Origin of the sequence: Nostoc sp. CCY 9925, assembly GCF_963920935.1 — a bacterium.
Lineage (GTDB): Bacteria > Cyanobacteriota > Cyanobacteriia > Cyanobacteriales > Nostocaceae > Nostoc.
In genome coordinates, this window is record NZ_CAWUDO010000050.1 from 22,205 (window position 1) to 34,175 (window position 11,971).

General features: G+C 38.7%; 12 protein-coding genes. 10 read left to right on the top strand and 2 right to left on the bottom strand.

Features of this window, described 5'->3' with window-relative positions:
* The first annotated feature begins 128 nt into the window (after positions 1 to 128).
* From ACM0OY_RS22935 to ACM0OY_RS22955, 5 genes are all read left to right on the top strand, one after another.
* Positions 129 to 734, top strand: a complete 606-nt coding sequence (locus ACM0OY_RS22935; protein WP_414571143.1) for a hypothetical protein — start codon at positions 129 to 131, stop codon at positions 732 to 734.
* A 106-nt stretch (positions 735 to 840) separates the two neighbouring features.
* Complete coding sequence (locus tag ACM0OY_RS22940) at positions 841 to 2,628, top strand: OmpA family protein (protein WP_414571144.1); 1,788 nt, start codon at positions 841 to 843, stop codon at positions 2,626 to 2,628.
* Between the two features lie 18 nt (positions 2,629 to 2,646).
* Positions 2,647 to 3,147, top strand: coding sequence for a Rab family GTPase (locus ACM0OY_RS22945; protein ID WP_414571145.1), 501 nt, complete (start codon positions 2,647 to 2,649; stop codon positions 3,145 to 3,147).
* Positions 3,148 to 3,537 carry a hypothetical protein gene (locus tag ACM0OY_RS22950; protein ID WP_414571146.1) on the top strand — a complete coding sequence of 130 codons (390 nt, stop codon included), beginning with the start codon at positions 3,148 to 3,150 and terminating at the stop codon, positions 3,535 to 3,537.
* Positions 3,538 to 3,584: 47 nt separating this feature from the next.
* Complete coding sequence (locus tag ACM0OY_RS22955) at positions 3,585 to 4,706, top strand: sensor histidine kinase (RefSeq protein WP_414571147.1); 1,122 nt, start codon at positions 3,585 to 3,587, stop codon at positions 4,704 to 4,706.
* Between the two features lie 87 nt (positions 4,707 to 4,793).
* On the opposite strand, the gene ACM0OY_RS22960 is transcribed toward ACM0OY_RS22955, so the two are convergent.
* Positions 4,794 to 5,981: a chromate transporter gene (locus ACM0OY_RS22960; RefSeq protein WP_414571148.1), complete on the bottom strand. Its 1,188-nt coding sequence runs from the start codon at positions 5,979 to 5,981 to the stop codon at positions 4,794 to 4,796.
* Positions 5,982 to 6,122: 141 nt separating this feature from the next.
* Between ACM0OY_RS22960 and ACM0OY_RS22965 the strand changes: the two genes are divergently transcribed.
* On the top strand, positions 6,123 to 6,548 hold the full coding sequence (locus ACM0OY_RS22965; RefSeq protein WP_414571149.1) for a fused DSP-PTPase phosphatase/NAD kinase-like protein: 426 nt from the start codon (positions 6,123 to 6,125) through the stop codon (positions 6,546 to 6,548).
* 57 nt (positions 6,549 to 6,605) lie between these two features.
* On the opposite strand, the gene ACM0OY_RS22970 is transcribed toward ACM0OY_RS22965, so the two are convergent.
* A complete protein-coding gene (locus ACM0OY_RS22970; RefSeq protein WP_096535044.1) occupies positions 6,606 to 6,908 on the bottom strand; it encodes a PadR family transcriptional regulator in 303 nt (100 codons plus the stop codon).
* A 644-nt stretch (positions 6,909 to 7,552) separates the two neighbouring features.
* On the opposite strand from ACM0OY_RS22970, the gene ACM0OY_RS22975 reads away from it, so the two are divergent.
* The 4 genes from ACM0OY_RS22975 (at position 7,553) to ACM0OY_RS22990 (ending at position 11,936) form a co-directional block, all read left to right on the top strand.
* A complete protein-coding gene (locus tag ACM0OY_RS22975) occupies positions 7,553 to 8,833 on the top strand; it encodes a nucleotide sugar dehydrogenase (protein ID WP_414571150.1) in 1,281 nt (426 codons plus the stop codon).
* Positions 8,834 to 8,843: 10 nt separating this feature from the next.
* The gene (locus ACM0OY_RS22980) at positions 8,844 to 9,905 is read left to right on the top strand and encodes an NAD-dependent epimerase (protein ID WP_414571151.1); all 1,062 of its coding nucleotides are present in this window, start codon (positions 8,844 to 8,846) and stop codon (positions 9,903 to 9,905) included.
* 34 nt (positions 9,906 to 9,939) lie between these two features.
* The gene (locus ACM0OY_RS22985; protein ID WP_414571152.1) at positions 9,940 to 11,097 is read left to right on the top strand and encodes a glycosyltransferase family 4 protein; all 1,158 of its coding nucleotides are present in this window, start codon (positions 9,940 to 9,942) and stop codon (positions 11,095 to 11,097) included.
* A gap of 194 nt (positions 11,098 to 11,291) precedes the next feature.
* Positions 11,292 to 11,936: a sugar transferase gene (locus tag ACM0OY_RS22990; RefSeq protein WP_414571176.1), complete on the top strand. Its 645-nt coding sequence runs from the start codon at positions 11,292 to 11,294 to the stop codon at positions 11,934 to 11,936.
* Positions 11,937 to 11,971 lie beyond the last annotated feature (35 nt).

Genomic DNA, 11,971 nt, shown 5'->3' on the forward strand with positions numbered 1-11,971 from the left:
AATATATCCAAGTGGATATATTTTTTTCGTGTATAGATATATTTTATACTTAGTTATTGTCTACACTATAAATATAAGATCCCAACTAACAACCAAAGCCAGATTTAGTTTCAAAAGGAATTAAAAATATGAACCCCCCAGAAGAATACATCAATCATAATTCATTCAAAGTAGAACAAGAAGGCTCGAATTCAGCAATCAACGATATGCAATTTAGTAATGGTATTAGCGAAAGCAGGAATTTAGAGAAAGTTAGAGAAATTCTTGTAGGGAATCAAATTCGAGATATGGAAAAAAGATTTACTCGCCTAGAAGAAAGGCTAATTCAAGAATTTGGTAACGTGCGAGATGAAAACAAAAAACGTTTAGATTCTTTAGAAAATTATGTTAGACAAGAAGTTGATTCCTTAACACAGCGCCTCAAAACTGAGCAGAAAGAACGGGATTCTCAGGTGAGAGCAGTTGCAGAAGAAAATAAAAATATAACTATAGCTCTGGAAAATAGGCTTTCTCAATTTGATGAACACAGTACTAATAGTCAACGAGAGTTACACGAGCAGATTCTCAACCAATCTAAAAGTTTACAAGATGATATTCAAAAAAAATCCCAGGAAATTTTAGCTTTACTAGAACGGGAAGTTCAAGAGCTTCGCAGAGAGAAAACAGACCGTTCCAATCTTGCGGCGATGTTTACAGAACTAGCCGTCCGCCTGAACGCAGAAAACAAGTCTTAAACTCAAAATTAAGAAACACAAAGTTGATTGTTTGATCGTCAGCGTAATTCTCCTGTTAACAATAAAATGTTACTTCATAACAATTGGGTATTGGGAGATTTCGGTAATGAGTGACTCTTCGATGAATCAAATACCAAAAGTATCTCCTGAAGGTTTAAAAAGCAACAGCCAAACCTCTGAAACCAAGGATGAATTAACTATACTCCGCAGTTTGCTGCTGGATATTGAGCCAACTAAACTTGAAAGACTTTATGAGCGACTAGAAAACCCCGAAATTCAAGCAGAAGACATTAGCAGTATGCTTCCAGAAGCTGTGATCCTGCGCTCAAAGCAAGATAAACAACTGGGAGAAGTAATGGTAACAACTGTTGAAGAAGCCATCCAAGCTTCTGTTAAACAAGACCATAATGTGCTTGCAGATGCATTATTTCCAGTTATTGGGCCAGCTACTCGCAAAGCGATTTCCGCTGCTCTTGAAGAAATGATGCAATCTATGAATCAAACCTTGGAACATAGCTTGTCTCCACAAAGTTTTCAGTGGAGATTAGAAGCCCAACGCACAGGAAAATCATTTGCGGAAATTGTGCTGCTACGGACACTAGTTTACCGAGTGGAACAAGTATTTCTGATTCATAAAGAATCTGGATTATTACTTCAACATTTAGTAACAAAGCAAGTTACGATTCAAGATCCAGATTTGGTAGCTGCTATGTTGACAGCCATCCAAGATTTTATTAAAGATTCGTTTAGTGTACAAAAAGGTGATGGCATAAAAAGTTTACGTTTTGGAGAAGTCACGATTTGGATTGAAGAGGGACCGCAAGCGTTAATAGCAGCTATGATTCGGGGAAATCCTCCCCAAGAATTAAGATTAGTTCTACAAGAAGCAATCGAAAAAATTCACCTCAAGTTTAGTAGAGAAATTAAAAACTTTGCCGGGGATACGGAACTATTTGAGCCAAGTAAACCCGATCTAGAAGCTTGCCTGGTAGTTCAGTATAAATCTGCCGCTAAAAAAAATTATACTTATGCTTGGATTCTCTTAAGTGTAATGGCGATCGCTTTTGGAACTTGGGGCTTTTTCACAATTAGAGAACAACTCCGGTGGCGAAACTATCTGCAAAAACTCAACTCTCAGCCAGGAATTGTTGTGATTAACTCCAAGCAAAGTTTTGGCAAATACTTTATCTGGGGAATGCGCGATCCTCTAGCAGTAGATCCTAATACACTCATACAACAAACAAATCTCAACCCCAAAACAATAATCAGCCAGTGGCAACCTTACTTGTCTTTGGAAACAGAATTTACTACCAAAAGAGTTAAAAAATTGTTACATCCGCCCCCAAGTGTATCACTAAAAGTTGATAAAAACGGTATTCTCAACGCCACAGGTTATGCATCTCGTCAATGGATTTTAGAAGCACATAAATTATGGTCTTTTATTCCCGGTATTACTCAATTTCAGGATAAAAATCTTGTAGAAATAGAACTTAGTCAATTGGAAGAATATAAAAAACAAATAGAACAAAAAATCTTGTTTTTTGTAGAAGGTACAGTTGAACTTAACTCTGGTGAAGTTAGTAAGCTACCTAATTTAACTCGATCAATACGGAATTTTTTGAATATTGCTAAGTATTTGGATAAAGACGTGCAAATTCAAATAATTGGACATACCAATAATACAGGAACAGAGCAAACAAATATGCTCCTCAGTCAAGCCCGCGCTGAAAAAATTTTATCTTATTTAAAATCCCAAGGAATCAATACAAAGCAATTTCAAATAATAGGTCTAAGTTCTAACCAACCTTTCCAGCCACAACTAACATCAGAATCTCAAAATGTTAGTAGTCGTCGAGTATCTTTTAGAGTATCTCTAGCTAATAAGTCTGACTAAAGTTATATCAATTTATTTATGGTTGTTCAGAAAAAAATTTGTATGATAGGTGCATTTGCTACAGGTAAAACTAGTTTAGTATCGAGGTTTGTTCACAGTATTTTTTCTGAAAAATACCACACCACTGTGGGTGTGAAAATTGATAAAAAAATTATAGAAATTCAAGAAAATAAAATAAATCTCATTCTTTGGGATCTTTACGGAGAAGACGAATTTCAAAAAGTGCGAATGTCTTATTTGCGGGGTTGCGCTGGTTATTTATTAGTCGCAGATGGTACGAGGCGTAATACTTTAGAAAAAGCTTTTGATCTACAAACAAGAGTAGAAAATGCCATAGGTAAGGTTCCATTTATTTTGGTGATGAATAAATACGATATTACAGATGAATGGGAAATTGAACCTGCTGAACTAGATGATGTAATAGAAAAGGGCTGGACTGTGATTAAAACAAGTGCCAAAAATGGACTCGGTGTAGAAGAAATTTTTCAAACTCTTGCTAAGAAAATCTTGGATTGTTAAATGTTAAATGTCCCTAATTCTGTGATTACCTATCTTATCAATTTTCTTACAGTAGAGCGTTCTCTTGCCTATCTGTTGGTGGACAAAGATGGTAGCTTATTGGATTGGGGAGGCAAGTTAGCAGAATATGGAATTACTAACCTCAGTAAAGGAGAAAATATCAAAGAGCAAGTTTGTTTTCTGGAGGGTTTACTACCACTGGATAATACTTCTGTATTCCTGCCATTTATCAAAACAGAGTATGGTAGTTGTGCAGATATTCATATGTTCCCCACAGAGGAAGGAGATTGGGTATTACTGTTAGATAGTAGCTGCAATGAAGACCACCTGTTCGCTACTCAACAAAAAGCTAATGAGTTTAGTCTTTTACAAGAAAAATTAAATCAATAGTTATATTAGTCACCTGAAATCAAAATTAATCACCCAAAATTTAAATTATGAATACATCTATTACAAATGATGTGCTGGCTGCTCTAAACATTTTAAGTTTAGAGTATATAAATACAGGCTTATTTAAAATTATTGCGAATACACCTGACTGGTTAAATCAATTTTGCGATCGTAAATTAACCTCAGGAATGAATATATCAATACCAGAGGAAAAATTTTGTTTTTTAAAAAACTTTTTAATTGATGCTGAAGAATTTTGGCTGAATAATAGGAGTAAAAAACTCAGTTCAGGTTTATGGACTGAAATAGATACAAATGGACAAGAATATCAGTTTGAAGCTTATGCAATTTTTGTAAATCATAGGAAAGTTTTATTGATTGAGCTTTTAGAAGAGAGTTATCAAGATAAGCAATATCTTATACAAAAAGGTAGAGAATACGAATTAATTTATTATCAATTACTCAAAGATAATCAAAAAAAAGATGTCTTGCTTCATTGTATTATGCATGATATAGCTGGGCAATTAAGTGCTATAAATGGCTGTTTATCACTACTAGAATATGAAAATTTAACACTCAAAGGTAAAGAATATTTAGAAGTTGGTAGACAGCAATGTTTCAAACAACAGAGTCTAATTAAAGATATTTTAGACATTTTTTCTACTGAAGTAATGTCATTGGAAAACTCTAATATCGATATTCAAGAATTACCTAATATTTTAAATTCTATACAAGAAGTAATTGAATTTTCAAAGCCTAGTTTTTCCCAAAAAAATATACAATTAGAGCTTGCTAACCAAATTGACACAACAATAGACTGGACAGTTATCGCAGAAAAATCTCGTTTAGATAGAGTGATTTCTAATCTAGTAGAAAATGCTTATCGCTACAGTGTTCAAGATTCTATTGTGACTATTAGTCTCCAGTTGGATGGAGAATATGTTTTAGTTAATGTAGACGATCGCGGTTCCGGCGTACCACCAGAACTAGTAAAAAGTTTATTTCAAAAGTTTTCCCAAGGCAAAGATAAATCCGGCAGAGCCGGTCTAGGTCTTTATTTTTGTAGAATCACACTAGAACGCTGGGGAGGTAGTATTGGTTATTTACCCCACCCGGAAGGTGGTTCTAGATTTTGGTTCCGCTTGCGAAGAAGGGCGATAAGGGGGTGAGGGAGATGAGGCAGATGAGGGAGACGGGGGGACACGGGGACGCGGGGACGCGGAGAATAATCAATGCCCCATGCCCCATGCCCAATACTATAAGTGTGAGGCAAGACCGATCGCTCCCCCTGCTAGCACTAACCAAGCAGAATTGATTTGGAACCGGAACACAGCGATCGCACTCACAATTGCCACAGTAATTGTTAACCAATCGACTAGGGCGGCTTGTCCTAATGTGTAGGTCACTCCTGCCATTAATCCTAGAGAAGCGGCATTCACACCATCTAAAAATCCACTTGCCCAAGGAGATTGACGCAACTTAGAAACCCAAGGATTAACTACCCACACGAGTACAAAAGCTGGTAAGAAAATACCAATTGTACCAGCGATCGCTCCAGCATTTCCCGCTAACAAATAGCCAATAAATGTTGCAGTCGTGAAAACAGGCCCTGGTGTAAATTGCCCGATGGCCACGGCATCTAAAAGCTGCTGTGACGTAAGCCACTGGTTGCGCTCAACTAATTCTCTTTGCAAAAATGCTAGCAATACGTAACCACTGCCATAGAGAACACAGCCGATCTTGAGAAAGAAGAAAAAGACACTAATCCAACTAACTGATGTGACTGCTGCTGTACTACCAACCTGAGCCAAAACACCTGAAAATGGCAATAGGAATGCTCCCGTTATGTTTCCTCTGCTTTGCCAATTCTTCAGTAGCATCACAACAACACCTAGCAAAATCAGCACCAAAATTTCATTCAGTCCAGCAAAGTAGGCAGCGATCGCCGCTATCCCTGCAATAATTGTTGGTGCATCTTTGGCTGCCTTTTTACCTAGATTCCACACAGCCTGAAGCACGATCGCAATAATTACAGGTTTAATTCCATAGAGCAACCATTCCACCTGGGGAACAGTTTGATAGCGAGCATAAATGGCAGCTAATGTCCAAACGATGAGCATCGCAGGCAAAATAAAGCAACTTCCCGCAACCAGTAAACCACGCCATCCGGCTCGTTCGTAGCCAATATGAATTGCTAATTCCGTTGAGTTGGGGCCTGGAATCAAATTCGTAATCCCCAGTAAATCTAGTAGTTTCTCCCGGCTCATCCACTGACGGCGATTCACCACTTCATTGTCCATCATGGCAATATGGGCAGCAGGACCACCAAAGGCGATCGTCCCCAATCGCAAAAACACCATTGCCAGTTCCGTTAATCGCTGCTTCTGCTGTTTGGGAGTCAGATTATTATCGGATTTCTGGATATCCTCAGCTTCCTGAGTCACTGTGATTTTCCTGATTTAATGATGTTGATAGCATTAATATATCGAATTTCGATATCGTAAATCTATATATTAGAAGTTAATTCATGCTACCATGCCGTTGACAATTAAATACGGTAAATCAATCGATTTTATGGAGTATATATGAGTGATATTAAAAAGGTGAGCGATAAGTATTCCGCAGGTGGACAGCCAACCCCAGAAACGCTAAAACAGCTTGTAGATGAGGGTTATAAGTCTGTGGTGAATTTGCGCTCGGTTGATGAAGCTGGAGCATTAGCAGACGAACAGCAGCAGGCTCAAGCTGTAGGGCTTGAATATATTAACGTTCCACTCAAGTCAAGCCAAGCCAACGCCAACTCGACTGCAAAAGTTCTCTCAGAACTACAGCAATTGCCGACTCCTGTATATTTTCATTGTGGTGCAGGCGGACGAGCCAGCGCCTTAGCGCTCATTGCCTTTGCAACTCAACATCAGCTCAACCGCGAACAAGTTTTAGCAAAAGCAAAGGAACTTGACATCAATCCAGATCAAGCTCATCTCAAACAGTTTTTAGAAAATCTGAACTAGGGCATTGGGAGTTAGGAGTTAGGAGTTATTATTCTCCCCTCCGCTCCCCACTCACCACTACTCTTCAAACAATTCGCCAAATAATTCACGTACCTTTTCTTTGGCATCTTCTAACGTCATTTTTCCTAAATCGGTAGCTCGGTATAGGCGTCGGTTCTGTCGCCCAGATCTTTCCTCAACTGAATATAGATATCCCTTACGCTCCATATCGTGCAGCATTGGGTATAGTGTTCCCGCGCTGAGTTTATAGCCGTGACGTGCCAATTCTTCAATAATGCCCAGCCCAAAAATTGGCTCCTGAACTGCATGATGAAGAATGTGAAGTCGAATTAAGCTTGAGTAAAACTCTCTTCCATCCATTGGGCAAGGCTTTTGCAACACTTATATCATTTTGAATTTTAGATTTTGGATTGGGAATAGGCTTAGCGAATCTGGGTTTAATAAATCCATCTATGGTAATTATTTTACAAATTGCTATTAGAGTTTCATTTTCACCTATATCGGGCTGAGTGTTGTTGGGTTTTCCCACAGATACCCTGCACGGATGTCAGCATCGACACTAACGTGGGTAATTTTGGACGTACTTCATCATACACGGCGTTCGAGTAGCATCTATGCAATAACTTCTGCTGAGGACATAAAGAAAGCACAGAATCAGCGTACAGATTTTTCCTAAATTCAATATAAATTCTATATAAGAATAACTACTTGTAGACAATTCCGTAGATGTGGTTATGTCTTTTTATTTGTAGGAACTGCGCCAATTTGGCATGACTCAAACAACAAAACAGTGCTACAAAATTGAGATAGAAATCAAAAATAAACAATAGCTACTATTTGGAATCAGCTAAAACAGATATTGATTGCACAATTCCTTAATTTGTCATCTTAGATCGTTTGCCATTAGCCAAAAAATTTTATAAAAGACAAACGACTAATGACTAATGACTAATGACTAATGACTAATGACTAATGACATATTCTAAATATACTCCTGTTGAGATATGAGCAACCGCATTGCAGTTATTGGCCTTGGCTACGTTGGTCTACCTGTTGCCTTGGCATTTGCTAAAAAATTTCCTCAAACGATTGGGTTTGATATCAATTTAGAAAAAGTTAAAAGTTTAAAGCAAGGCATCGATCACACAAATCAAATCTCCAGCGATGAGTTAATAAATTCTAGTCTAATCATTACTTCAGAAGTCTACGATTTAGTAGACGCAAACTTTTTTGTAATTGCCGTACCAACGCCAGTTGACGGCAACCATAATCCTGATTTGAGTGTGCTAATTAAAGCTTCTGAACTCGTTGGCAAAGTATTACAACCTGGAGCGATCGTAGTGTATGAGTCTACAGTTTATCCAGGAGTAACAGAAGATATCTGCAAAACAACTTTGGCTAAAGTATCAGGCTTGCAACCGGGTGTTGATTTCAAGCTGGGTTATTCTCCAGAACGGATAAATCCGGGTGACAAGGCTCATACACTGGAAAAGATCGTCAAAGTAGTAGCTGGGGAAGATGCAGAAACTCTAGAACGAGTTGCAAGTGTCTACACAGCTATTATCGATGCCGGTGTTTATCGCACGTCCTCAATTAAAGTAGCTGAGGCTGCCAAAGTCATTGAGAATACTCAGCGAGACTTAAATATTGCTTTGATGAACGAACTCGCGTTAATATGCGATCGCCTTGGTATCCGCACCCATGATGTTTTGGCAGCTGCCGGCACCAAATGGAACTTTTTGCCATTCACTCCAGGACTTGTTGGTGGTCACTGCATTGGGGTTGACCCTTACTATCTAACTACCAAAGCAGAAGAATTGGGATATCATCCCCAAGTCATCCTAGCTGGTCGTCGAATTAACGACAGTATGGGTACTTACCTTGGTCAACGTTTTGTCAAACTCCTAGTTGAAGCGAACCTGTCGATTAAACAGGCACGGGTAGGAATTCTCGGCCTTACCTTCAAAGAAAATGTACCCGATATTCGCAATAGTCGGATACCAGATATGGTGAAGGAGTTGCAGCAATTTGGTATTGAACCACTCTTACACGATCCTCTGGTAGATCGTGATGAAGCACAGCAAGAATATGGGATTGATTTAGTCGATTGGCATAACCTGTCTGATTTAGATGGGGTAATACTTGCAGTCAGTCATCAAGCTTATTTAAATATGCCTTGCGAACAACTTCTTAACTGTTTGCGTCCAGGTGGTGTACTGATGGATATCAAATCCATTTTCAGCCAAGCTACACTACCACCCCATATTCATTACTGGAGCTTATAGGAGAAACATCATGGTCAAGGTTTTAGTGACTGGTGCTGCTGGTTTTATTGGATTTCACCTCAGCCAACGTCTATTGACCAGAGGCGACAAAGTTGTTGGTCTGGATAACCTCAATGATTACTACGATGTCTTCCTGAAAAAAGACCGTTTAGCTCAATTACAGGAAAGACCGGGTTTTAGTTTTTATCAACTGGACTTGGAAGACTCGGCAGCTATAGCCGAACTCTTTGCCGAACAACGCTTTGATGTGGTGGTCAACTTAGCAGCACAGGCTGGCGTTCGATACTCCATCAAGAACCCTCATGCCTATATAAACAGTAATTTAGTCGGCTTTATTAACATCCTGGAAGGTTGTCGTCATTCAGGCGTTCAGCACTTAGTATTTGCTTCTTCTAGTTCTGTTTATGGCGCTAATACTAAAATGCCTTTTTCTGTTCACGACAATGTAGACCATCCAGTTAGTTTATATGCTGCTACTAAAAAAGCTAACGAATTAATGGCTCATAGCTATAGCCACTTATATGGTCTACCAACAACTGGACTCCGCTTTTTTACTGTCTATGGGCCGTGGGGTCGTCCCGATATGGCGCTGTTTTTGTTCACTAAAGCAATTTTGGCAAAACAACCAATTGATGTGTTTAATTACGGGAAAATGCGCCGAGATTTTACTTATATTGACGACATTGTAGAAGGTGTTGTGCGAGTGATGGATAAAATTCCTGAGCCAAATATCGGTTGGTCAGGAAATGCACCCGACCCAGGAACGAGTAAAGCTGCTTATAAAATTTACAACATAGGTAATAATCAACCAGTTGAATTAATGCGCTTTATCGAAGTACTGGAAAATTGTTTGGGAATAAAAGCACAAAAAAATCTGCTACCTCTGCAACCAGGTGATGTCCCCGTTACATATGCGGATGTTGATGATTTAGTCAAGGATGTAGGCTTTAAGCCCAGCACGCCTATTGAAGTAGGAATTCAACGTTTTGTAGCTTGGTATTGTTCTTATTATCAAAAAGCGAGTAATCGGGTAAACCAAAATGCTTGGGTGAGGGTAGGGAATAGGGAATAGGGAGTGGGGAGTGGAGAATAAGGAGTAGGGAATAATGAAAATACTGCATATTTGTGCAATTGGAGGCACTGTTGAGGCACTTTTACGGCCTCAAATTGATTATTTTTTGTCTCAGAATCTATCAGTTGAAATAGCTTGTTCTCCAGGTTCTGAAGTTGAAAAGCTACAACAACAGGGTTATATAATTCACCCAATTCAAATTGACCGCCGGATTTCTCCTGTTAGAAATTTGAGAAGTATTTATCAATTAACACAATTAATGAGGCAGAATCATTATGACCTTGTTCACGTACATACTCCTATTGCTGCTGTCTTAGGTCGCATTGCTGCTAAGCTAGCTGGTGTCAAAAAAATTGTCTATACTGCTCACGGTTTCCCATTTCACGATCAGTCCTCACCCAGTGAATATCGTTTTTATTTTACTGTTGAGAAACTGGCTGCTTTGATAACTAATTTGATTCTTACCCAAAATTATGAAGATATCGCCACTGCCAAAAAATTAAATCTTTGTCCGCCGATAAAATTGCGTTATTTAGGTAACGGTGTAGATGTTAATCGCTTCCAACGCGATCGCCTCAATCCCACTCATCAAATTGAATTACGCAAATCCTTAGGTATACCTGAATATACCGACTTAATTATTGGGACAATTGGACGCATAACTTATAAAAAAGGGAGTGGATATTTAATTGAAGCCGTAGCCAAACTACTCCCTTATTTTCCGAATTTACAAGTTTTAGTAATTGGCTCTCAACTTAGTAGTGACCCTGAACCTTTCCAAAAGCAATTAATTCAAAAGATTCATGATTTGGGAATTAAAAAAAATGTTATTTTGACAGGAGAACGTCAAGATATACCAGAACTTTTAGGTTTATTAGATATCTTCACTTTGCCTACATTTACTCATGAAGGATTACCGCGCTCTATTCTTGAGGCAATGTCAATGGGTTTACCAGTTGTCGCTACAGATATTCGTGGTTGTCGAGAAGCAGTAATTCATGGAAAAACAGGTTTAATTGTACCACCTAAAAATAGTGAAAAATTAGCTGAAGCTTTGGGTGTACTATTGTCTAACTATCAATTACGACAAAGTTATGGTAAAGCTAGTCGCGAACGTGTAGAAGTTGATTATGATGAAGAATTAGTTTTTAAACGGCTGAATAAGTACTATCAAGATTTAGGAATTTATTGAGGATAAAAGCAAAAATAAAATCCTTAATAATTCTCTCTGTGTTCTCTGCGTCGCGCCAGTTGCTACCCTGCGGGAACGCTAAGAGCGAACAAGTCGGGTAACCGCAAGGGCGCACTGGCTTCTCTGTGGTTCGTTAAAAAAAAACCAGGCAGAGAGAAGAAATGAGAGATATTTTGAGACCGGAGGGTGTATTGATGAATGGTAAGAATTTTGAAGGTGTTGATTTCAAAAGGTATAGCAGATTAATTAAAGTTATATTGGATAGAGTTGTGGCAGCGATCGCCTTAATTTTTCTTTCTCCTTTACTCGTGGGTGTAGCGATCGCTATTTATTTCCACATGGGTTATCCAGTTATTTTTACTCAACCTCGTCCCGGTAAAAATGCTCGGATTTTTAACTTTTACAAATTCCGCACGATGACCAATGAATGCGATACCAAAGGTAATCTTCTTGCTGATGAAAAACGCCTCACAGCCTTTGGTAAATTCTTGCGTCAAACCAGTCTTGATGAATTACCTCAACTTTGGAACGTCCTGAAAGGAGACATGAGTTTTGTTGGCCCTCGTCCATTATTAGTAAAGTATCTTGACCGCTATACACCTGAACAAGCACGTCGTCATGAAGTGAAGCCGGGTATTACTGGCTGGGCACAAGTTAATGGTCGTCGCACATTAGATCGGTTTTGGCATAAAAAATTTGAGTTGGATGTTTCGTATATCGATCGCTGGAGTTTGTGGCTTGATTTGAAGATTTTATTTATGACTGTATGGCAAGTAATTCAGCGAAAAAGTATCAGCCAGGAAGGTCATGTTACATCCGAGGAATTCACAGGTCAATAACCGTTTTGATCGGTAATAGAAGTACAGGAAGTGAA